The 23,530-nt window shown below is 35.4% G+C and carries 19 protein-coding genes; 18 read left to right on the forward strand and 1 reads right to left on the reverse strand.

From position 1 onward, the window contains the following. Positions 1 to 42: 42 nt before the first annotated feature. Complete coding sequence (lspA, locus tag GXX20_12000; protein ID HHW32371.1) at positions 43 to 594, forward strand: signal peptidase II; 552 nt, start codon at positions 43 to 45, stop codon at positions 592 to 594. A 6-nt stretch (positions 595 to 600) separates the two neighbouring features. Beyond that, the gene (locus tag GXX20_12005; protein HHW32372.1) at positions 601 to 1,512 is read left to right on the forward strand and encodes an RluA family pseudouridine synthase; all 912 of its coding nucleotides are present in this window, start codon (positions 601 to 603) and stop codon (positions 1,510 to 1,512) included. 7 nt (positions 1,513 to 1,519) lie between these two features. Here the strand turns inward: GXX20_12005 and GXX20_12010 are convergent, their stop codons facing one another. Then, the gene (locus GXX20_12010) at positions 1,520 to 2,485 is read right to left on the reverse strand and encodes a LysM peptidoglycan-binding domain-containing protein (protein ID HHW32373.1); all 966 of its coding nucleotides are present in this window, start codon (positions 2,483 to 2,485) and stop codon (positions 1,520 to 1,522) included. Between the two features lie 246 nt (positions 2,486 to 2,731). Between GXX20_12010 and GXX20_12015 the strand changes: the two genes are divergently transcribed. From GXX20_12015 to GXX20_12090, 16 genes are all read left to right on the forward strand, one after another. Then, positions 2,732 to 3,622, forward strand: coding sequence for a rubrerythrin family protein (locus GXX20_12015; GenBank protein ID HHW32374.1), 891 nt, complete (start codon positions 2,732 to 2,734; stop codon positions 3,620 to 3,622). Positions 3,623 to 3,713: 91 nt separating this feature from the next. Next, positions 3,714 to 5,126 carry an MATE family efflux transporter gene (locus tag GXX20_12020; protein HHW32375.1) on the forward strand — a complete coding sequence of 471 codons (1,413 nt, stop codon included), beginning with the start codon at positions 3,714 to 3,716 and terminating at the stop codon, positions 5,124 to 5,126. 175 nt (positions 5,127 to 5,301) lie between these two features. Next, entirely contained in the window at positions 5,302 to 5,565 is a 264-nt protein-coding gene (rpsO, locus tag GXX20_12025; GenBank protein HHW32376.1) for a 30S ribosomal protein S15, read from the forward strand. A 397-nt stretch (positions 5,566 to 5,962) separates the two neighbouring features. Next, complete coding sequence (locus GXX20_12030; protein HHW32377.1) at positions 5,963 to 8,077, forward strand: polyribonucleotide nucleotidyltransferase; 2,115 nt, start codon at positions 5,963 to 5,965, stop codon at positions 8,075 to 8,077. 30 nt (positions 8,078 to 8,107) lie between these two features. Beyond that, positions 8,108 to 9,355, forward strand: a complete 1,248-nt coding sequence (locus tag GXX20_12035; GenBank protein HHW32378.1) for an insulinase family protein — start codon at positions 8,108 to 8,110, stop codon at positions 9,353 to 9,355. A gap of 231 nt (positions 9,356 to 9,586) precedes the next feature. Next, complete coding sequence (gene dpsA / locus GXX20_12040) at positions 9,587 to 10,462, forward strand: dipicolinate synthase subunit DpsA (GenBank protein HHW32379.1); 876 nt, start codon at positions 9,587 to 9,589, stop codon at positions 10,460 to 10,462. 2 nt (positions 10,463 to 10,464) lie between these two features. Continuing rightward, positions 10,465 to 11,043 (forward strand): dipicolinate synthase subunit B, encoded by a 579-nt coding sequence (locus GXX20_12045; GenBank protein HHW32380.1) that lies wholly within the window; start codon positions 10,465 to 10,467, stop codon positions 11,041 to 11,043. Between the two features lie 303 nt (positions 11,044 to 11,346). Further along, the gene (locus GXX20_12050; GenBank protein HHW32381.1) at positions 11,347 to 12,243 is read left to right on the forward strand and encodes an N-acetylneuraminate lyase; all 897 of its coding nucleotides are present in this window, start codon (positions 11,347 to 11,349) and stop codon (positions 12,241 to 12,243) included. A gap of 201 nt (positions 12,244 to 12,444) precedes the next feature. Continuing rightward, positions 12,445 to 14,196: a histidine kinase gene (locus GXX20_12055; protein ID HHW32382.1), complete on the forward strand. Its 1,752-nt coding sequence runs from the start codon at positions 12,445 to 12,447 to the stop codon at positions 14,194 to 14,196. After that, positions 14,189 to 15,787: a response regulator gene (locus GXX20_12060; GenBank protein HHW32383.1), complete on the forward strand. Its 1,599-nt coding sequence runs from the start codon at positions 14,189 to 14,191 to the stop codon at positions 15,785 to 15,787. The genes GXX20_12055 and GXX20_12060 overlap by 8 nt, the downstream gene beginning before the upstream one ends. Before the next feature lie 387 nt (positions 15,788 to 16,174). After that, positions 16,175 to 16,987 (forward strand): ABC transporter permease, encoded by an 813-nt coding sequence (locus GXX20_12065; GenBank protein HHW32384.1) that lies wholly within the window; start codon positions 16,175 to 16,177, stop codon positions 16,985 to 16,987. A 9-nt stretch (positions 16,988 to 16,996) separates the two neighbouring features. Further along, positions 16,997 to 18,490 carry a sugar ABC transporter ATP-binding protein gene (locus GXX20_12070; protein HHW32385.1) on the forward strand — a complete coding sequence of 498 codons (1,494 nt, stop codon included), beginning with the start codon at positions 16,997 to 16,999 and terminating at the stop codon, positions 18,488 to 18,490. Between the two features lie 35 nt (positions 18,491 to 18,525). Beyond that, positions 18,526 to 19,554 carry a sugar ABC transporter substrate-binding protein gene (locus tag GXX20_12075; protein HHW32386.1) on the forward strand — a complete coding sequence of 343 codons (1,029 nt, stop codon included), beginning with the start codon at positions 18,526 to 18,528 and terminating at the stop codon, positions 19,552 to 19,554. A 360-nt stretch (positions 19,555 to 19,914) separates the two neighbouring features. Further along, complete coding sequence (locus GXX20_12080) at positions 19,915 to 20,922, forward strand: ABC transporter permease (protein ID HHW32387.1); 1,008 nt, start codon at positions 19,915 to 19,917, stop codon at positions 20,920 to 20,922. A gap of 17 nt (positions 20,923 to 20,939) precedes the next feature. Then, the gene (locus tag GXX20_12085) at positions 20,940 to 22,433 is read left to right on the forward strand and encodes a sugar ABC transporter ATP-binding protein (GenBank protein ID HHW32388.1); all 1,494 of its coding nucleotides are present in this window, start codon (positions 20,940 to 20,942) and stop codon (positions 22,431 to 22,433) included. A 54-nt stretch (positions 22,434 to 22,487) separates the two neighbouring features. Next, on the forward strand, positions 22,488 to 23,528 hold the full coding sequence (locus GXX20_12090; protein HHW32389.1) for a sugar ABC transporter substrate-binding protein: 1,041 nt from the start codon (positions 22,488 to 22,490) through the stop codon (positions 23,526 to 23,528). Positions 23,529 to 23,530 lie beyond the last annotated feature (2 nt).

A 23,530-nucleotide genomic window follows, 5' to 3' on the forward strand; every position in this document is an offset into this window, starting at 1 on the left:
TAATTTTACTTGTTATACTCTTGGACAGGATGGATTTTAATTATGTTTTGGATTTTAATAATAATTTTTATAACTGCGGCAGACCAGATAACAAAAGCGGTAATTGTTAATAATGTAGAGTTCGGGGAAATGATTCCGGTTATTGAAGGTTTCTTTTATATTACCCATCATACAAATTCTGGTGCTGCCTGGGGTGTTTTCTCAGGGGGAAGATATGTTTTTATTTCTATTACCATTTTGGCATCTGTTATAATGTTATATTTTTTATTTAAATCCGGAAATAAATTATTAAAGGTTTCTCTGAGTTTAATACTGGGTGGAGCAATTGGGAATCTTATTGATAGAATAGCCTCTGGCAATGTTGTGGACTTTCTTGATTTTTATTTTGGAAGCTATAACTATCCAACTTTTAATGTAGCTGATTCTTTTATAGTTATTGGAACAATTTTGTTATCTGTATATATACTATTCTTCTACAGAGAAAGTAGCAGGAAAGAAAGGGATAGTATATATAAGACCAGTGAAGAAAATAATGGCGGCATTAAAGAAAAAGAAGACTCTCTTGATTGTGAACACCTAAAGGAGCAGGAATAAAGAAGCATGAAAGAAATAAGCATTATATCTGAGGATGAGGGTATCAGAATAGATGTTTGGCTGACATCAAAATTGGAAGACATCTCAAGGACATATGTTCAAAAACTAATAACTGATAGCAATGTAACTGTCAATGATAAAGTTGTTAAAACAAATTATAAAATAAAAGCCGGGGATAAAGTAAGGGTAGAAATACCTGAGCCTAGAAAGCTTGAAGTAATACCGGAAAAAATCAATATAGATATTGTTTATGAAGATGATGATATTATTATAGTAAATAAACCTAAAGGAATGGTTGTTCACCCGGCTGCAGGCAATTACTCCGGCACCCTTGTTAATGCATTAATGGATTACTGTGGTGACAGGCTCTCAGATATAAATGGTGTTATCAGGCCTGGAATTGTCCATAGAATAGATAAGGATACGTCAGGATTACTTGTAGTGGCAAAAAATAACCAGGCTCATGAGAAATTGTCGGCAGAGCTTAAAACTACAAAGTTAAAAAGAGTTTATGAGACAATTGTTCAGGGAGTAATTGTTGAAGAGAGCGGCACAATTGATGCACCAATAGGAAGGCATGAAGCAGACAGAAAAAAGATGTCTGTGAATACACGAACAGGTAAGAGGGCAGTTACCCATTTTAAGGTATTGGAAAGATTTAACAATGCTACATACCTGGAAGTCCGTCTTGAAACAGGGAGAACCCATCAGATCCGTGTCCATATGGCTTATATTGGTCATCCTGTAATTGGAGATAAAGTTTATGGTGGTAAACAACAAAAATATAGTATTGAGGGGCAGGTACTCCATGCAAAAACCCTTGGATTTCATCATCCAACTACAGGGAAATACATGGAGTTTACCTCCCAATTGCCGGAATATTTTATAAATCTGTTAAAACAGCTAAGAGAAGCTTAAAAGCTCATTACCTTCTGATTTCAACCTTTGTACCAACATCTACAAAATCATAAAACTCTTCTATATCCTTATTCGTTAGTCCAACACAGCCCCATGTCCAGTTGTTGCCAAATTCAGGTATATCTCCTCCGTGAATGCCTATTCCGCCTCCGAGAGCTGTATACTGAGGAGGAGTCTTGCCCTGGTTTATGGCATTTACTATTTCATTATAGGTGTTTTTATCGATAATTCCCTGGTTAAGGCCCCGCTGTGCATCTTCAATGTTAGGATAGCTTAATCTTAACCATCTGGAACCTAAATAATAATCTGCCGGATTCAATACCGATTTCTGGGTTATATAGAAGTTTCCCTCAGGTGTTTTATGGTCACCCGCAACTTGCTTGTCTCCTATTCCGCCGTCACCAGTTTCAACATGATATGTCTTTAATAATATACCATGTGAAAAAATCATAAGGGTATGGTCAGACTTATCTACAACTATTTCTAAATCTGCAACTGAGGGAGATATCCCTTTTTCAGTTAATATATCCTTAAGAGGTTTTATGCTTCTTACAGGTATAATAAGGATCTGACCCGGCATTATTAAATCTGTTTTAAGGTCATTTGCCAGCATTAACTCAGTAACCGTTATACCATGTTTTCTGGCAATAAGAAATAATGTATCTCCGCTTTTAACGGAATAAAGGTTAGATCCTGGTGTAAGAGATACTGGCACTGTCAAAACTTGCCCTGGTATTATCAAATCTGTTGTAATTCTGCTGGAGTTTTTAATAGCGCTTACAGTGGTATTATATTTTTTTGCTATAAAAAACAAGGTATCTCCGCTTTTTACAGTATATTTCACTGTAGCCTGCTCAACAGTACCTGCAGCAGAGACAGGACTACTTGTATATGCAATTGTGCTAAAACATATATACGATAATAATAAAACTATAATTATTTTTGCGAATAAATGAGTATTTATCTTAAACATTTTGACCCCCAATCAAAAACATTTGTTTAAATATAGTAACATCTTATTTCTGTTGCTTCAAAGGTAATTATTACTATGTCAATATACATGATAGATGTTAAAAAATACGAAAACATATAGTAATGATTAAAATTATTACAAAAAGGATTGTTAGAGGATTGTTAAAGGATTGTTAAAGCCAGAGATTAACTGGTATAATTATAATTACTATATGACTATAATTGTCTGGGAAAAGAGGGTGAAAATATGAAACATCAGACCATACCATTATCGGAAAAAACAAAGCAGCTGATTCTTCAGCTTCAGCAAAACGAAATAACTGAACAGGCAATATATATGAATTTGGCAAAGCGTACGAAAAAACAATCAGACAGAGATGTACTGGAGCGTATTGCCAAAGAAGAGGGAGCCCACAGCAAGATCTGGGGAAAATATACAAATAAAGAGCTGAAGCCTCAAAAGCTAAAAGTTTTATTCTACAGTATATTAAGCATGATTTTAGGATATACTTTTGTCATTAAAGTTATGGAAAATGGAGAAAAGACTTCTCAGGAAATATACTCAAAATTGAATTCGGAAGTTTCCGAAGCACAAAGAATTTATCAGGAAGAACAAATGCATGAACAGGCATTGATAGATTTGCTGGATGAAGAACGTCTGAAATATGTAGGCTCAATGGTGCTTGGACTCAATGATGCTTTGGTGGAATTGACAGGAACACTGGCAGGCTTGAGTTTTGCTTTGCAGAATAATAAACTGGTGGCTCTTTCAGGCTTGATTACCGGGATTTCTGCTACATTATCCATGGCTTCATCGGAATACTTATCAGCACGTTCCGAAGGTAATTCCAATCCCTTAAAGTCATCCTTGTATACTGGTATTATGTATATTATCGCAGTTATTCTGCTGGTGCTGCCATACCTTGTTTTACCAAGCAAGCAGTATGTGCCTGCCCTGCTTATCATGCTTCTTGTTGTAGTTGCCATTATATTTGCTTTTACCTACTATATTTCAGTGGCGAAAGATTTACCTTTCAGGAAAAGATTTACTGAAATGGCCACAATCAGCCTGTCAGTAGCTGCTTTATCTTTTATAGTAGGTATTCTTGTGAAACATTTTCTCGGAATAGATTTATAAAAAAGGCGGAAGCAAAAGAACCGTCCCTGTGCTTCAAAGAACCGTCACTGTGTTTTCTTTAAGTAAAAAAGATTTGAGGTTGAACTAATCTATGAAGGACTTTGCTGTTAAGAATGCAACTATTGAGAAAAAATCATCTATTGAAAGAAACCTAACTGAAGGCAATGTAGCTAAACAATTGATTTTGTTTGCGTTGCCATTTATGTTGTCGAACTTTATTCAAACTCTATATAATGTTGCTGATATGCTAATTGTAGGAAATTATGTTGGCTCTGCGGGAGTATCCGGTGTAAATATTGGCGGACAGGTTACATTTATTATGACCAATATCGTTATAGGACTGAGTGCGGGAGGCACTGTTGTTATTGCGCAGTATTTAGGTTCCGGTGAAAGAAAAAGCATGAATGAATCGATAAGGACTCTGATTACTTCATTGCTTGTTGCGGCTGTTGTATTCACCGTTGTAATGACCCTCTTGTCAGACCATATTCTTAGGCTTCTTCAGACGCCGGAAGAATCCTACAGACAGGCAAGGGATTATCTGAATATTACTTTATCAGGAACGATTTTTATTTTCGGATATAACGCTTTTTCTGCCATATTACGGGGGCTTGGTGACAGCAGAAGCCCGCTGATATTCGTCACAATAGCCTGTATAGTAAATGTTTTCCTTGATATTCTGATGGTCGGTGGATTAGGAATGGAAGCGGCCGGCGCAGCCCTTGCAACTATTATTTCACAAGCCATTAGTATGATTTCCTGTATCGTCTATCTTAAGAAGAAAGGCTTCGAATTTGATTTCAAACTAAGTTCATTCAGATTTTATAAAGAACGTTTTGTCATGCTTATGAATGTAGGTATACCTATATCTGTACAAAATGTTATTGTTAATTTTTCATTCCTGGTTCTCACTGCTATTGCAAACAGCATGGGTGTGAGTGCTTCGGCTGCTCTTGGAATAGTGGGTAAATACAACGGATTCGCTATATTACCTGCCATTGCGGTAGGTTCCTCCGTATCAGCAATGGTTGCCCAAAACATTGGAGCAGGTATGGTGGATAGGGCAAAGAGAACTTTCCATGTGGGATTTACTCTGGCTTTTATAATTACTCTTGTTGTGTTTATAATTACACGGTTATTTCCAGAACAGATTTTGTCCATGTTTGGTGACGATCCTGATATGATTGCTGCAGGAGTTGAGTACCTGAAGTCTTTTTCCATTGATTATATTATTGTACCTGCCGCATTTTGCTTAAATGGTGTCATATCGGGATCAGGGCATACCATAGTATCTTCAATATGCGGAATTTTGGCAGCAATAGGATTTCGAATTCCATTCGCAATATTACTTGGAAAGGTTATGAATCTTGGGATGTGGGGATTAGGTTTTGCTGCTCCCATTGCCAGTCTTGGAGCAACCATTATTACATTCATATATTATATTTCTGGGAAATGGGAAAAGAGTAATGTGGTAAAAAATAGTCCCATAGATAATGAATCATAAATAATAAGTTGAAAATTGTGGTATTTGGATGTTTGTTTTCATTTTATTAGTAGTTTACAATCTTGCGAATATATGCTAGAATTTTTACCGTGAATATTTAACCATTTGCGCGGTTTCTGGATACTCCGGCCAGTTACCGGGCTAATGGGGATAAAAAATAAGGAGGCGTTTTTTAATGCAAAAAGAGTTAAAACAGCAAATAATCAATCAGTATAAGCTACATGAAAACGATACTGGTTCACCTGAAGTTCAAATTGCTTTACTTACAGAAAGAATTAATCATTTGAATGAGCATTTAAAAATTCACAAAAAAGATCATCATTCAAGAAGAGGACTTCTTAAGATGGTTGGACAAAGAAGGGGCTTATTAAATTATCTTCAGAGAGTTGACATTGAAAGGTACCGTGCAATCATCGGAAAACTTAATCTTAGAAAATAAGGATGGGCGGAGCAATCCGCCTATTGTTTTTATTTATTTTATATAGAATATTTTTATTTATAAAGAATTATATTTTTGGATAAAAAGTTCTTATTTTTTTAAGATTATATAAAAAAGTAGTGATATATTTATCACATTAATAAAAAATGTATTACAAAAAAAGAATCAAAAATTGCTTTTGAAATAGTTGAATAGTATAATTTCACATAATATTAAGAATAATTAAATTAAAGCTGTAGATATAATAAATGATAAGGTGACAGGCAGTAACAGAGAACAGAGACTAGAGAATGGAATTGCCGGGAGAATAGCATCTTATAATTCTGTTTTGTGGTGTCCGTTTTCTGTTATGCCTCTTTATTATATTCTACAGCTAATAAACAAAGGAGGCATTACTATGCAAAGAAAATTTTCAATGGAATTGGCAGGGAGACCCCTGGTTATTGAAACAGGTATGTTAGCGCAGCTTGCTAACGGAGCTGTACTTGTAAGATATGGAGACACAGTTATTTTAGCTACAGCCACTGCATCAAAGACTCCCAGAGAAGGTATTGATTTCTTCCCATTAAGCGTTGATTATGAAGAAAGATTATATTCTGTAGGTAAAATACCTGGAGGATTTATAAAAAGGGAAGGAAAGCCATCAGAAAAAGCCATACTTACTTCAAGAGTAATTGACAGGCCAATTAGGCCGCTATTCCCCAAGGATATGAGAAATGATGTAGCCATTGTATGTACAGTATTGTCGGTAGATCAGGATAATTCACCTGAAATAGCGGCAATGATCGGGGCTTCAGCAGCCATATGTATTTCAGATATACCGTTTAACGGTCCTATAGGAGCTGTTGCACTTGGCCTTGTGGATGGGAAAGTTGTGATAAACCCAACAGCCAATGAAAGACAAAAAAGTGATATGTATGTTACTTTAGCTGCAACAGAAGAAAAAATAACAATGATTGAAGCCGGTGCCAATGAAGTAAGTGAAGATACCATGCTTGAAGCAGTAAAAATCGGACACCAGGAGATAAAAAAGATTGTAGATTTTATTAATGACATCGTAAAAGAAGTAGGCAAACCAAAGTTTGAATATACTTCTTTCGAAGTACCTGAGGAAATATATAACGCAGTAAAAGAATACGCCTACGAAAAAATGAGACAGGCAGTACTTTCAACAGATAAACAGGAAAGAGAAGATGCAATAGCACAACTGACCCAGGAGGTCCAGGAGCACTTTGCCGAAGTTTTCCCTGACAGCGCCACACAGATGGCTGATGCTTTGTATAAGCTTGAAAAGAAAGTTGTAAGAGAATATATTCTTGAAGAAGACAGGCGTGTTGATGGAAGAAAGATGGATGAAATTCGTCCTCTTCATGCTGAAGTAGGATTGCTTCCGAGAGCGCATGGTTCTGGACTGTTCCAGAGAGGACAGACCCAGGTATTGTCTGTAGTAACCCTTGGAGCTCTGGGAGAAGTGCAGGTGCTAGACGGAGTGGACCTTGAAGAGACAAAAAGATATATGCACCATTACAATTTTCCTGGGTTCAGCGTAGGAGAAGCAAAGTCATCAAGAGGACCGGGCAGAAGGGAAATAGGACATGGAGCCCTGGCAGAAAGAGCTCTTGAGCCTGTTATACCAAGCCCAGAAGAATTTCCATATGCCATAAGAGTGGTATCGGAAGTGCTTATGTCTAACGGTTCTACATCCCAGGGTAGTGTATGCGGAAGCACATTGGCTTTAATGGATGCCGGCGTTCCAATAAAAGCTCCGGTTGCAGGAATATCTTCAGGTTTGGTGGTTGATGAAAACCAACCTTCCAGGTATAAACTGTTTATTGATATTCAGGGGATAGAAGACTTCTTTGGAGACATGGATTTTAAAGTTGCCGGGACTAAGAAAGGAATCACTGCAATCCAGATGGATATTAAGGTTGATGGTTTGACTTATGATATCATAAAGGAAGCTTTTGAGTTAACTAGGAAAGGCCGCATAAAGATAATTGATGAAGTATTGCTTAAGGCAATTCCTGAGCCCAGAAAGCAACTTTCACCTTATGCTCCTAAGATACTGACTACTGATATTGATCCGGAAAAAATAAGAGATGTGATAGGACCTGGAGGGAAAATAATAAATAAGATTATTGCAGATACAGGCGCTAAAATAGATATCGAAGATGATGGCAGAGTATTTGTTTCTACACCGGATACAGATGCAGGAAAAAGAGCCATTCAAATAATTGAAGGTATTGCAAAGGAAGTTGCACCCGGGCAGGTTTATCTGGGTAAAGTAAATAGAATAATGAACTTCGGTGCATTTGTGGAATTTCTTCCTGGAAAAGAAGGATTGGTCCATATCTCAAAACTTGACAAAAAGAGAGTAGAAAGAGTAGAAGATGTAGTAAATATAGGAGATAACATACTTGTGAAAGTAATAGATATAGATAAACAGGGAAGAATAAATCTTTCCAGGAAAGATGCCTTGATTGATGCTGAGAAAAATGAAAAGGAAAATTAAACAACTGTTACGGGAGATAGATAAAAAGATATGCTGAAAAAAATTACCCTTGATAATGGAGTAAGAGTGGTATTAGAAAAAATACCCTATGTAAGGTCGGTTTCATTAGGTATTTGGGTGGGGGCAGGATCAAGAAATGAGAGTCCTGGTAACAACGGGATCTCTCATTTTATTGAACACATGCTTTTTAAGGGCACAACGAACAGAACCGCCAAAGAGATAGCAGAAAGCATAGATAGCATAGGTGGACAGATAAATGCATTTACCGGTAAGGAATGTACATGCTACTATACTAAAACATTAGATACTCATGTTAATATAGGTATTGACATATTAAGTGATATGTTTTTCAATTCAAAATTTTCTCCTGAAGATATTGAAATTGAAAAGAATATAGTATTTGAAGAAATAAACATGTATGAAGATTCACCGGAAGAACTGGTTCATGATATTCTTTCGGAAACTGTATGGCATGGGAATTCATTGGGCTTCCCAATACTTGGAAATGTGGGTTCCCTCAGGAAAATTAACAGGGAATCCATCCATGAATATATGAAGATAAACTACACTCCCAAAAACACTGTAATTTCAGTAGCGGGAAATTATGAGGAAGAAATACTGCTGGATCTCATAAAAGAAAGGTTTGACCACTGGAAGGTTGAAAATGACAGGGTGCCTGATTTTGAAGATGTCAAGTTTATTAAGGATGCAAGGATTAAGGAAAAGGATACCGAACAGGTGCATATCTGCCTGGCTTTTGAAGGTATTGAGCAGGGAAATGATAATCTTTATTCTCTTCTTGCAATAAATAATGTTTTGGGAGGAGGAATGAGTTCCCGGCTTTTTCAAAAAATACGTGAGGAAATGGGACTTGTATATTCAATATATTCTTATCCTTCTTCTTATAAGAACGCAGGGCTGTTTACAGTTTATGCCGGTATGAATCCTGACAAGTTGGAAGAAGTATTGTGTAGAATAAAAGATGAAATAAAAGCTTTTAAAGCCCAGGGGATTACCAGGGACCAGTTGGAAAAATCAAAAGAGCAGCTTAAGGGAAGCTTTATACTGAGTCTTGAGAGTACAAGCAGCAGGATGAACAGTATCGGAAAATCAGAGCTCATGTTGAATAAAATATATACTCCGGATGAAGTTCTAGATAAAATTGATAAAATAACCATGGAAAGTGTGCATCAAATAATAGATCAAGTCTTTGATATGGATAATATCGGATTTTCAGCGGTAGGAAATATAAAGCATGATATTGAAGCTTTATTGTAATAGTTTATCTAATTGCAAATAATCCAATATAACGATAAATATTAAATGTAAATATTAAATGTCTTATATTTTATCTTAAATCAGATATTGCCTTATACTTTCAAGTACTGAAAAAATAAGAGCCTGGAAAACCAGGCTTTTTTATGTTTTAAGCGAACAAGCACTTATAAAATACCATCTACATAAGATATATTAGTTGTCAATATCAGGTATTACTTATGGGGGGATTAAATGATTACAAACAAAAAGTTTACGATTATTGGAGGGGACTTAAGAAGTATTAAACTTGCAGATATTTTAGCAGAGGAAGGTAATACTGTTAATATATATGGCTTTAATCAGGCAGGATTTGAGCTGAAAACCAAGGAAAGCCAGGATCTTGAAGCAGCTATTGATGAATCAGATGTAGTAATAGGACCTATTCCATGCTCAAATGATGATGAAAATATAAATGCCCCCTTTCATTCTGAAAAAATAAATGTCAAAGAAGTTTTTAAAATAATGAAAAAAAATCAATTATTTGTTGCAGGAAGGATAAGTGAAAAAATATTACAGCTTGCCCAGATTTACAATGTATATACTGTGGACTTACTTCAAAGAGAAGAACTGGCTGTACTGAATGCAATACCAACAGCTGAAGGAGCAATACAGATTGCCATGGAAGAATTGCCAATAACCTTACATAACAGTAATGTTCTTGTGCTTGGGTTCGGCAGAATAGGAAAGATACTTTCAAAAATGCTTTTGGGTATTGGTGCAAATGTTTTTTGTGCAGCAAGAAAATACTCAGACCTTGCTTCCATCAAAAGCTATAGCTACAGGCCTGTACCAATGAATGAACTGGTTTTATATATTCCGGATATGGACGTAATCTTTAATACCATACCTCATATGATATTGGATAGCAGTCTGCTAAACAAAGTAAACAAGGACTGTCTTATTATTGATCTGGCATCGAAACCTGGCGGAATTGATTTTGAATGTGCACAAGAATTAGGATTGAAGGTTATTTGGGCGCTGTCCTTACCCGGTAAAGTTGCTCCGGTAACTGCCGCATATATCATAAAAGAAACGGTTTATAATATTATTGATGAACTGGGGGTGTAAAAATGAGGCTTAAAGGCTTAAGATTAGGTTATGCTCTTACAGGTTCTTTTTGTACCTTTTCAAAAGTAATGGTTGAGCTTGAAAAGATAATTGAAGAAGGTGCAGAAGTATTTCCTATTGTTTCTGAATCTGTAAAAAGTTTTGATACAAGATTTGGGAAAGCATCGGACCTGATGACGAAGCTTGAGATTATGACCGGAAAACCTGTTATTTCAACTATTGTTGAAGCTGAGCCGATTGGTCCGAAGTCAATGTTAGATATACTAGTTGTTTCGCCCTGTACTGGCAATACTTTATCTAAAATTGCCAACGCAGTTACCGATACTTCTGTAACTATGGCTGTTAAAGCTCATTTGAGAAATAATAAACCTGTAGTTTTAGGCATTTCAACCAACGACGGGCTTGGGGCAAATGCAAAGAACTTGGGAATACTTTTAAACAGAAAAAATATGTACTTTATTCCTTTCGAACAGGATGATCCTGATAAAAAATGTAATTCTCTTGTAGCCAGATTTGAACTAACTATTCCTACTATAGAGGAAGCATTGAAGGGTAGGCAGATACAACCAGTATTAGTTTAACCAGGTATCAAGAAATCTCTCACTTCTATAAGCGGGAGCTGAATTGAAGTAAAATTATTAGCAACCTTGTTCAGTGGGGGATTGCAAGACCCTCACTGAATCCCCGAGCGAAGCGAGTTTGCTAATGGTTTTTTCTATTTTTTTCAGCTAATTCAATATGATTACATTTATTCAATCCTTTATTTAATTCTTATTTTTATTCTTGAAAATATGATATATAATAAAGAGGATAATAATAGAAATTATATTATCAGCATTAAAATGATAATCAATGATTAATTATTAAGAGAGGAGTATTAATGAATGAGTAATGTAAAATTCAAGGGTATAATGCCGGCAATCATAACTCCGTTGAATGAAGACGGTTCAATACGAGAAAAAGTATTAAGAAAGTTAATTAACTGGCATCTGGACGCAGGCTGTTCCGGATTTTATATCTGCGGTGCTACAGGTGAAGGTACTGTAATGAAACCGGAAGCAAGAAAAATGATGGCTGAAATCATGGTAGACGAAGTAAAAGGCAGAGGAGTTGTAATAGACCATGTAGGGGCTATTGACTTAAGAACAGCGGTTGATTTGGCAAAACACGCTTCCGATATTGGTGTTGATGCAATATCTTCAGTTCCACCATTCTTCTATGGCTATTCTGAAAGAGAGATAACCCAGTATTATCAGGCTCTTTCTGATGCATCTGATGTGCCATTGTTGATGTACGCATCTCCACTGTCAGGTGTTAAAATTACATCGGATATGGTAGATAGAATGCTGAAAATCAAAAACATGATTGGGCTGAAATGGACCAGCTATGATTATTATGAAATGAGAAAACTAAAAGAGCTTAATAATGGTGATATTAATGTTATAAACGGTCCTGATGAAACACTTCTTTGTGGTCTTATTATGGGAGCAGATGGTGGAATCGGAGCTACATACAATATTATGCCTAAGTTATATGTTAAAATTTATGAAAATTTCCATGCTGGAAATATTGCTGCAGCCCAGGAAGCTCAGTTTAAAGTTAACAGGGTTATTAATATACTTTTGAAGTATGGCGTTATTACAGGATTAAGAGATGCACTTGAGAAACTTGGCTTTGAAGTTGGCTATGCAACTTATCCGTTAAAGAGATTTACTCCTGAAGAACAAGAAGCTTTCCGTAAAGAGTTGGACAGTATAAGATTCTTTGAGGAATATGAATAATTTTGAGGGAAATATTAATAATTATTTATGGTAATATATTGGTTTTGAAAGCCAGAAAACCGGGTATTGGATAAAATATCCGGTTTTTTTCTATTGCTTTATATAATATAAAATTGTACAATGAAATACTACAGCTGGTACATTTTTTAACTTATTATTATGCTATAATAACAACAGGACTTGTTGGTGGTGAGGGGTCATTTGAAAAGGATCGGCAATTTGAGTAATTTTTCTATAAAAACAAGGCTGATTATTTTATTTCTTATTATGTCACTAGTTCCTGTTGTAATAGTAGGTTATTTATCAATTTCAATTATTTCTCATTATTCTCAAAATGAAAGGATAAGAGTCAGTGTTGCAAATCTAAAACTCATTACCACTATGATAGATGAGAGAATAAGAATTATACAGACAGAAAGTATCAGAATCTCACAGGATGACTCTGTATTAACCCTGCTAAAAAGCGGGGAGAAAAATACTCATCCCTCAATTACTTCTTCCGCAAAATCCAAGCTCTATAGATTCAATAACTATCCCGAGATACATTCTATATATCTGTTCAGTCTTTCAGAAAATGTGTATACTAACCAGGCAGTACCCCTGTTTAATATTTCTGACATGGAAAGAATAGATTGGTTTAAGGATAATATTGAAAGTGATAGAAATTTTTTTATTGGTGAACCACTATTCCTTAACAGGGATATATTAATTCCGTATATACGCATAATAAAGGACTATACAAATCATAATGCCAAACTTGGCATAAGCATGGCGAATATTTATGAAAGCACTTTTAATAAGGCCTTCATGGACTATGGTGATATATTACTATTAAATGAAAATAATATTATATTGTCTTCATCTGATAAGATAAAAATTGGGAGAAATTTTTTTGAAGCATATAATACAGGTTTTTCAGATTTCAACGATGGTGAAAGTATTAAGTCAAAACTTAATAAAAAACCTTATATTATTACCTATCTTACAAATCACATCAACGGTTACCGGATAGTTGAGCTGATACCGTATAATTCAGAAATGTTTCCAGTAAATGATATATATAAGTCAACTATAGTTATTGTATTAGTATGCGTAATACTGTGTATTATACTTGCATTAGTGTTGGCCAGCTATGTTACTTATCCTTTACGGAAATTAAAAGAAAAGGTAGATGCACTAAAAATAGATAACCTGGATACAGGTGTTGTCAGAAGCTCAACAGATGAAATTGGAATGCTCGAAAATAGTTTCAGTGATATGGCTCAAAGATTAAAAAAATCTATGGAGCATATTTCTGACATACAAGAAAAACGTCGTAAAGCAGAATATCGTGCTATAGAATTGCAAATTAATCCACATTTTTTATATAATACTTTATCATCAATCAACTGGTTAGCAAATATTGGGGATACGGATAGTGTTGAACTGGTTACAAATTCGTTGTCAAAATTATTTAGAATAAGCGTTAACCGTGGAAAAGAAACGATTAGAGTTTGCGATGAGATAGAACATGTACGGTGCTACCTTGAAATACAAAAAAACCGCTATAGCAATGAATTTGATTATCAAATTGATGTAGAACCGGATGTAATGGGATACTATATCATTAAAATAATTCTTCAGCCATTGGCTGAAAATTCACTATATCACGGAATAAGGGGAAGAGGAATAAAAAATGGCTTTATACGGATATCTGCCAGACAGGAGGATAATATTCTGATTTTTGAAGTGGCAGATAATGGTAATATTTCAATTGATAAAATCAACGAAATGAACCAAATGCTTCAGATGGAAGAACCTGCTCAAGAATATGGAATAGGCATGCTTAATGTTCATAGCCGAATTCGTTATTATTATAAAGAAAATTATGGATTAAGGTACGAAAAACGTGGCGAACTGACGGTAGCCCAAATAAAAGTACCCATTATATATAAGGAGGATGCCAGTGTATAATTTTCTGGTTGTTGATGACGAAAAGCATATACGTGATTCTGTAGCAAGTATTATTAAAAGCATTAATAATGATAATGTTTTACAAGCAGATAATGGAGCCACTGCATTAAGAATTATGGAGCAGGAACAGATTGATGCTGTGATTTTGGATATAAGGATGCCAATTATAGACGGTATTTCTTTCCTGAAAAAGATGCGGGAGTATGCAAATTCCCGGGATGTTGCAGTAGCTATATTGAGCGGATATGACGAATTTGAATATGCCAGGCAGGTAATGTCATACGGAGTTATTGATTATATTCTTAAGCCATTTACCCGTGGGGATATAATGAAAATATATTATAAAATTGTGCGTAAATTAAAAAACCGTAATTTATTGGATAAGGAAATTGCAGATCTGGTTCAGCGCTCAAATGAAATAAAACCACTAATTAAACAACGCTTTTTTATAGATCTTATTCAAAATAATATTACATTGACTGAATTTGAAAAACAAAGGAATTTCTTAAATTTAAGCATAAAAAGCCAACCAATTCGAGTAGCACTTGTGGAAATTGACACTATTGAATCAGAATTGCTTAGCCAAAGTGATGACAATGAAATTAGGCTATTTAAAATAATGGATATAATTCAAAATATAGTATCTGAATGGATATATTGCGATTGCTTTAGTATATCAAGCAATATTGTATCAGTGGTATGGTGCCCTGCCAATATTGAGAAGGATTTACCTTATTTTATAGAGAATATTGAGCTTCTTATTAATGAAATGGCAGAGATCTATAAGGTTATTCTAAATGTTGGAATTGGTGAGACGGTTAAAAATCCATTAAACCTTAAACAATCATATGATTCAGCTTTTAATGCTCTAAAATATAAATTACTATATGGATCTGGTCAGATATTTGATACATACAACTTGCCCGACCAGCGTGAAAAAGCTCCACTGAGTTTTAGAACTGAGGAAGTAATTGAGAAAATCTGGCTAAATAAGCCAGAGGAAGCAATTAAATCATTATCTGATTATCTTGACAGCATAAGAAGTGAGCCTGACAAATACCATGTCTTGTCTATTCAATTATTACTTAGCAAGCTTCTGATAGATTGTTTGATTTTATTGGAAAAAGAATGCGATAATCTTGATAGCTTTATTAAGAAACAAGGAACTAATTTATTAAATATGAATTTTAGCAATCAATCAATTAACCAGGTTGAAAAATTTTTCACTTCATTGATCAGAAATATTTGTAAAGAGATAATGAATAACAGGAATGACAGCGGTAAAAACGCTGTTTTCAAAGCTAAACAAATTATTTTACAAAAATATAATACACCTATAAATGTGGAAAGCATAGCAAAGGAGCTGCATTATAGTAAAAATTACTTTGGCCAGCTATTTAAAGCTGAAACAGGTATGTTTGTAAATGAATATATTAATCTCATAAGAATACAAAAGGCCAAAGAATTATTGGCTTCAAAGAAATATTATTTATATGAAATTGCAAATCTGGTAGGATTTGAAGACCAACAGTATTTTACACGTGTATTTAAGAAAATTGTTGGAGTTTCACCTTCTGAATATCGTGTATAATTAACTATTATTATCAATAAAATCATTGATTTTTATAAATTACCTGTAATTATTATAAATTCAGAGGTAATCATATTAGTTGTTTTTGCAAATCATTCTTTCCTGAGTCCATTGTAATCATCATTGACTAGAAATATAATCATTCTTGAAAAAGAATCTAAAACAAAATATTAGATGAAAAGGTTGGAATGCATAATGAAGATCAGTGTAGGACCAACAAGTAGCCCTATCAAAAGAAATAAAAGCTTCTTAAGATCGGCTTTCCGGTCTCTAAATTCTAATTACTTTATAATTTACATAGTAATTGTACTATTTATTTTACTCAGTATTATTACAGACTCATTTCTGACATCCAGCAACTTACTTAATGTACTCAGACAGGTTTCAATGGTTTCAATAGTATCAGCGGGAATGTTCTTTTGTATGGTTGGCGGAGGAATTGACTTATCTGCTGGTGCAACCGTAGGATTTACCGGAATTGTATTTGCAGACTTAATAGTTAATAAAAATGTGAATCCCGCAATAGCCATCATAATATGCCTTTTGGTCGGAGCTTTAGTAGGTCTATGTAACGGTGTATTAGTATCATATTTTAATTTCTTGCCTTTTGTTGCTACCTGTGGAATGATGTTTGTTTCACAAGGGTTGGCATTCCTCTGGACTAATTCATATCCAGTTTTGGATCTCCCTCCTGAGATCGAATATATAGGGCGCGGATATTTGTTTAATATACCTTTTCCCTTATATATTGTACTGGTTGTATATGTTATTTCATTTATTGTCTCAGAAAAAACCAGTTATGGCCGTTTCCTTTTTGCGGCGGGTGGTAATGATGAGGCCGCCTATCTTTCCGGAATTAATGTTAGGAGAGTTCGTCTGATTAGCTACATTATATGCGGTACTTTGGTAGCCGTTGCAGCAATCATACTCTGCGGACGTTTAGACTCAGCACAGCCAGCCAACGGCTCCAACTGGGGCTTTGAAGCAATTACAGCATGCGTGCTCGGCGGGACCAGTATGAGCGGGGGAAAGGGTAAAGTTTTAGGTGTATTACTTGGAGCAATATTTGTAGGTATGCTAACAAATGGTATGACATTGTTAAATATTAATTCAAATCTGCAAATTGCAATAAGAGGGCTTGTATTAATAATTGCTGTTGGAACAGATCTTTATAAGTCAATTAAGAACAGGAAAGCGTAGAGGTGTGATATGTCTGAAAATATATTGGAAATAAAACATGTTACTAAATCATTTCCTGGTGTAGTTGCCTTAGATGATGTCAGCTTTAATATAAAAAAGGGTGAAATCCATGCCCTTGTAGGAGAGAATGGAGCAGGAAAATCAACGCTGATAAAGATACTATCCGGAGCATATTCTCTTGATAAAGGCTACCTGGTATTAAAAGGCAAGAACGTAAAATTTAATTCTCCAATAGAGGCAATAGCACAGGGTATCAGTGTAGTACATCAGGAGATTAAGCTGGTGGGAACCCTTACTGTGGCAGAAAATATTTTTATTGGCCGTCTGCCTCTAAATAAGAAGACACATCTGGTAAACTGGAATAAATTAAATCATAATGCAAGATTACTGTTAGACAGTATTGGATCTGATATTGACGAGAAAGAATATGTAAATAATTTGTCAATAGCGCAGCAACAGTTGGTAGAAATATGTAAAGCACTTTCTTATAATTCTGAAATTATCATAATGGATGAACCATCAGCAACCCTTACTTATGCTGAACTAGAAATTTTATTTACCATACTTAGAAAATTAAAAGAACAGAAGATCACTATAATTTACATATCTCACCGTCTGGAAGAAATATTCGAAATCGCAGATACAGTGACTGTACTGCGTGATGGCAAGCATATTCATACCGGAGATGTTAATGAATTCGACAGAAAAAAGCTTATTTCCATGATGGTAGGAAGAGAGCTTGAAAATGAGTATCCGAAAGAATTTGCTGAAAGAGGTGAACCTCTTTTAGAAGTAAAAAATCTTAACAGACCTGGCAAATTGAAAAATATCAGCTTTACTTTATATCGTGGAGAGATACTTGGTATTGCCGGGCTGGTTGGATCTGGCAGAACAGAAATGGCCAGGACTATTTTTGGTGCGGATAAAAACAAAAAGAATTCCGGAGAAATTTTTATTAAAGGCAAAAAAGTAGAAATAAACAGCGTTCAGGATGCAACGAAATATGGTATTGCACTTATTCCTGAGGATAGAAAAACCCAAGGACTTGTTTTACTAATGTCTATTAAAGAGAATGTCAGCATGGCTAACATTAAGAGAATAATTTCCAAAGGATTTTTAAACAGAAAGAAAGAAACTGATTTAGCAAACAAATTCATTGATGTTCTTCAAATCCAGGCACCTGATGAAAATTTTGTTGTAAGGAATCTCTCTGGTGGAAATCAGCAGAAAGTTGTAATTGCAAAGTGGCTTGCTGCTAATTCAGATATTCTGATACTTGATGAGCCAACGCGTGGCGTTGATGTAGGTGCTAAAGCTGAAATCTACAAGCTGCTTAATACTTTTATTGCTAGTGGAAAGGGGGTAATAATGATTTCTTCCGATATGCCGGAGATAATCGGAATGTGCGACAGAGTACTGGTTTTCCGTGACGGTACCATTACTGGCGAGTTCACACGTGAGGAAGTAACTCAAGAAAAACTGTTGGATTGTGCAATAAAATAGGTTAAAACGGTTAGAAACCAAGGGAGGGTATAGCAATGAAAAAGTTTTTGGCAATTTTATTAATTATCGTACTTATGTCTTCTATAGTTGCCTGCTCGTCTGCAACTAAAACTCCTGCAAATAGCGGAGAATCTACAAAAAGTGAAGATACCCAGTCTAGTGTAAAGACAACAAAGGATAAAAAAGTATTGGGAGTAGTATTATTCTACAGGCGTGATGAATTTTACATGGACCTTGAAACTAAAGTAAGACTTGACGCAGAAAAAGCAGGATTTGAAGTCCTTATTACTGATGCTGATGCTGATATGGCAAAGGCTGCAGCTGCAATAGAAGACTATACAGCTAAAGGTGTTGATGCAATTTTATGTACGGGTTCACAATTACTTGTATCTTCTGTTGAAGCTGCTTTGGATAAAGGGATACCTGTTGTTTGCTTTGATGGTTCAACACCCACTGATAAAATCATTTCCAATATAACCTATGATCCTATCGATGATGGAAGAAGTGTCGGAAACTGGGCAAAGAAATATATTGAGGAACACTGGCCTAATGAGACAGTTGAAATAGCAATATTAGATTTTCCTGCTTCCTCAGAAATTTGCGTTGGCCGTGTAAATGGCTTTAAAGAAGTAATTGCCACTGTTCCAAATGCAAAGATAGTTGCCCAGATGGATGGCAAAGCATCTCGTGCAGATTCCATGGCCGCTGCTGAAACAATTTTGGAGGCTAATCCAAATATTAAATTAGCTTATGGAATAAATTTTGATACAATAGCAGGTTTTTATGCCGCACTTGAAGCCAGGAAAAAAACTGATACCGTACTTTGTGCAAGTGGAAGCTGGGGAGAAGAAGCTATTAGATTCCTGGAACAAGATCACCCACAGTATAAAGCATTTACTCTGATGGATCCATGGAAGATGGCATCAATTGGTGTGCAAGCAGTAGTAGATGCTTTGGAAGGCAAGAAAGTTGAGCAGACACAAGCTATGAAAGCCATCACTTATACTTCTGAAACAATTAATACCTTAGATTGGAAGGAAATTATTGAAAACAGAATAAAATAATACTACTAATAACGCTATAATATACTAAAAAGTACAATAACTTAATAATCCAATAGCTTTGTTTAATGAATAGTTTAATAATGGAAATAGAAAAGGACTGTATAGAAAACAGTCCTTTTTGCTACAATTCTCATGAGCATCACCTCATGTTGTAGGTTCATACCTTTAATTTTTAAAACATATCATTAATTTTTCTATTTATACAAGTTGTATAATTTTTTATAATCAAATGTGTATGCTATTTGTCATTTATGCATTAAATGACCTTTTTCTATAACAAGATAATTGCAGTTTTATAATTCAAAATTGCAGTTAAATGACTTAATTTACTTATTCAACTATAAGGAGGAACATTGTATTATGAGTGCTGAAATTCAAAAAAGACCTGGCGCTGAAGCTGCTAAAGGCACAAATAAATTTGTGGAGATCATCAAATACATCAGCTCAGAATATGTAATCATCTATGCAGTAATCGCTCTCTCTATTGTATTATCATTAGCTTCAGATGTTTTTTTGACAACAGGTAATATAATGAACGTACTGAGACAAACATCAATGATAGCTATACTTGCCGCAGGAATATTCTTTGTTATGGTTGGCGGTGGAATGGACATTTCAGTTGGTGCAACTGTAGGACTTTCAGGTATAGCTTTTGCCAGTGCTCTGGTAAATTGGGGTTGGCATCCTCTTCCTGCTTTTATTTTTGCAATATTGGTCGGCTGTTTGGCAGGAGTAGTTAATGCGTTTATGGTAACAAAAGCAGGTATACCGCCTTTTATTGCTACATTGGGTATGATGTCTGCAGCGAGAGGTTTAATATATGTTGTAACAAATGCATATCCAATATCAGGATTGCCAAAATCAATTGCTTTTATTGGAAGAGGTTACTGGTTGGGAATACCATTTCCTGTAATAATTATGGCAGTTGTTTATCTGGTTGCGCATTTTGTATCACAGAAAACCAAATTTGGAAGATTTGTTTATGCATCCGGAGGAAATGTTGAAGCTGCATACTTATCAGGTATAAAAGTTAAGAAAATCATAGCATCTACTTATATAATTTGTGCGGCGCTGGCTGCATTAAGCGGTGTTATTTTGGTATCAAGACTTGACTCAGGCCAGCCAAATGCGGGTCTTACATGGGAATTTGAAGCAATAACCGCTGCTGTTATTGGTGGTGTAAGTATTACCGGTGGTAAAGGAAAGGTATTGGGAGTATTTTTTGGTGCAATACTAATCGGTCTGCTTACAAACGGAATGACCTTATTGAATGTATCGTCATACTACCAGCAGATCATTAAGGGAGCTGTACTTGCAGGAGCTATAGGACTTGACGTATATAAGACTAAGAAAGCAAACAAAGTATAGAGACAGGGGGCATTACTTTGGCTGATAATTTGATTTTAAGTGTAAAAGGAATATCTAAATACTTTCCTGGTGTAAAAGCTCTTGATAATGTCAGTTTTGATGTGGTTAGAGGTCATATACATGCATTGGTTGGTGAAAACGGGGCTGGAAAATCTACTCTAATTAAAATATTGTCAGGTGTTTACTCAGCCAGTGAGGGAGAAGTCATTTATAATGGGAAACCTGTAAAGATTAATAGCCCTCTGGAAGCCCAAATGCTTGGAATAAGCGTTGTTCATCAGGAGTTAAAATTGGTTGAGACACTTTCTGTAGCGGAAAATATTTTTCTTGGAAGACCAATAACCAAAAGAAAATCATCCCAAATAATTGACTGGAAACAGCAGTTTAAAGAAGCTCAAAAACTATTGGACAGATTGAATGTATCTTTGGATTTAAATAAAAATGTCGGCAAATTAAGCGTTGCACAGAAACAAATAGTTGAAATTTGCAAGGCTCTGTCTTTTGATTCTGAACTTATTATAATGGATGAACCGTCTGCTACGCTGACTGAAAAAGAATTGGATTTATTATTCCAGATTTTGAAAATGCTGAAAGAAAAGGGAGTAACTATAATATATATTTCTCACAGGCTGGAAGAAATATTCAAGATAGCTGACAGAGTAACGGTTCTCCGTGATGGTAAGCATATTGAAACAAGGGATGTTAAGGATATCGACAGAAAAACCCTTATTGCCATGATGGTAGGAAGAGAGTTGGAAAATGAATATCCTAAAGTTCCTGCTCCTATAGGTGATGTGCTTTTAGAAGTGAAGAATCTAAACAGGAGAAATGTACTGCATAATATAAGTTTTACCCTTAAAAAAGGAGAAATACTTGGTATAGCAGGACTAGTAGGATCAGGAAGAACTGAACTCGCCCGGGCAATTTTTGGCGCTGATACAGAAGTAAAAGGTGAAATTTATATTAAAGGGCAGAAGGTTTCAATCAATAACGTAACAGATGCAATAGAAAAGAAAATTGCATTGGTTCCAGAGGATAGAAAACAACAGGGCTTGGTTCTTGATATGACAGTTAAAGAGAATATCAGTATGGTAGGTATAGATAAAGTATTAACCAGAGGAATAATTAATTCCAACAAGGAAAGAAACCTTGCAAAAAGATTTATAGAAGCCTTAAGAATAGCAACGCCTGATGAAGAAAGACAGGTTAAATTCCTAAGCGGTGGAAACCAGCAAAAGGTTGTTCTATCCAAATGGCTTGCAGTAGAATCTGACATAATAATATTTGACGAACCAACAAGAGGAGTCGATGTAGGAGCTAAAGCTGAAATCTATAAGATACTAAATAATCTTGTTGCAGAAGGTAAAGGCGTAATTATGATTTCATCCGAGCTTCCTGAAATTCTCGGGATGTGTGACAGAATTCTTGTTATGCATGATGGTAAAATTACCGGAGAAGTATTACGCGAGGACGCAACACAGGAAATAATAATGGAATATGCAACCAGGTAGTAAATTTCAACAAACAATGTTGAAATTAATAATAAAAAAATAGGAGGAATATACATGAAGAAATTTATTAAGGTCTTTGCAGTTTTATTAGCACTGGTTCTTATGGTGACAGCATTTGCAGCATGCGGTTCAGACAAAAAGTCAGATACAGGTAGTGACAGTACTAAGGAAACAGAAAAGACATCTGAAACTACTACCAGTGAAGGAAAAAAGAAAGTTATAGGAATTTCCTTATTCTACAGAAGAGATGAGTATTATAAAGACCTCGAATCAAGCTTTATCTATGAAGCTGAAAAAGCAGGTTATGAGGTTATCATCCAGGACGCAGATGCTGACCCTGCTAAGCAAACACAGCAATTAGAAGACTTCGTACAAAAGAAGGTTGACGCTATTGCTTTAGCTGCCGCTGACCCAGCAGGTTTGGTTCCTGCAATTGAAGCAGCTGTAGCAGCTGGTATACCAGTTATAACTTATGATGGTCCCTCTGAAAGTGATAAAGTAATAACTCACGTAGGTTTTGACTTCTATCAGGATGGAGCATCAGTAGGTGAATGGGTAAAGAAATATATCAATGAGAATTTAGGCGGTAAAGCTGAAGTAGCTATAATCGACTTCCCTCAATCAGCTATCGTATGTGGATTAAGAGCACAAGGTTTCAGAGATGTAATGGAAACAATGGAAGGAGTAAAAATAGTTGCACAGCAGGATGGAAAAGCTTCAAGAACTGATTCAATGTCAGTTATGGAAAACATTCTGACAGCTCATCCTGATGTTGACGTAGTTTTCGGTATTAACTATGACACCTGTGCAGGTGCTGCAGCAGCAATTGAAGCAGCTGGAAGAACAGACATTATAGTTACAGGTGGAGCATGGGGTGAAGAGCCTTTCACAAAACTTGAAAATAATGACCCAATTCTCAAGGCATTCTTTGTTACTTCACCTGCTGTACAGGCTGCCGATACTATTAAGGCATTAACAGAGTACTGGGAAGGAAAAGAAGTACCCAAGGACTACATGTCCGAATCCAAGGTATACGATGCAACAAACATAAAAGAACTTGATTGGAAAGCAATTGTTGCAAGAAGGAAAAATTAAAA

The organism is Clostridiaceae bacterium (assembly GCA_012840395.1).
Classification (GTDB): Bacteria; Bacillota; Clostridia; order Acetivibrionales; family DULL01; genus DULL01.

Bases quoted from the DNA above. Each gene is read 5' to 3' on its own strand.
- lspA (HHW32371.1), top strand. From the start codon at position 43: ATGTTTTGGATTTTAATAATAATTTTTATAACTGCGGCAGACCAGATA.
- GXX20_12005 (HHW32372.1), top strand. From the start codon at position 601: ATGAAAGAAATAAGCATTATATCTGAGGATGAGGGTATCAGAATAGAT.
- GXX20_12010 (HHW32373.1), bottom strand. From the start codon at position 2,485: ATGTTTAAGATAAATACTCATTTATTCGCAAAAATAATTATAGTTTTA.
- GXX20_12015 (HHW32374.1), top strand. From the start codon at position 2,732: ATGAAACATCAGACCATACCATTATCGGAAAAAACAAAGCAGCTGATT.
- GXX20_12020 (HHW32375.1), top strand. From the start codon at position 3,714: ATGAAGGACTTTGCTGTTAAGAATGCAACTATTGAGAAAAAATCATCT.
- rpsO (HHW32376.1), top strand. From the start codon at position 5,302: ATGCAAAAAGAGTTAAAACAGCAAATAATCAATCAGTATAAGCTACAT.
- GXX20_12030 (HHW32377.1), top strand. From the start codon at position 5,963: ATGCAAAGAAAATTTTCAATGGAATTGGCAGGGAGACCCCTGGTTATT.
- GXX20_12035 (HHW32378.1), top strand. From the start codon at position 8,108: ATGCTGAAAAAAATTACCCTTGATAATGGAGTAAGAGTGGTATTAGAA.
- dpsA (HHW32379.1), top strand. From the start codon at position 9,587: ATGATTACAAACAAAAAGTTTACGATTATTGGAGGGGACTTAAGAAGT.
- GXX20_12045 (HHW32380.1), top strand. From the start codon at position 10,465: ATGAGGCTTAAAGGCTTAAGATTAGGTTATGCTCTTACAGGTTCTTTT.
- GXX20_12050 (HHW32381.1), top strand. From the start codon at position 11,347: ATGAGTAATGTAAAATTCAAGGGTATAATGCCGGCAATCATAACTCCG.
- GXX20_12065 (HHW32384.1), top strand. From the start codon at position 16,175: ATGGTTTCAATAGTATCAGCGGGAATGTTCTTTTGTATGGTTGGCGGA.
- GXX20_12070 (HHW32385.1), top strand. From the start codon at position 16,997: ATGTCTGAAAATATATTGGAAATAAAACATGTTACTAAATCATTTCCT.
- GXX20_12075 (HHW32386.1), top strand. From the start codon at position 18,526: ATGAAAAAGTTTTTGGCAATTTTATTAATTATCGTACTTATGTCTTCT.
- GXX20_12080 (HHW32387.1), top strand. From the start codon at position 19,915: ATGAGTGCTGAAATTCAAAAAAGACCTGGCGCTGAAGCTGCTAAAGGC.
- GXX20_12090 (HHW32389.1), top strand. From the start codon at position 22,488: ATGAAGAAATTTATTAAGGTCTTTGCAGTTTTATTAGCACTGGTTCTT.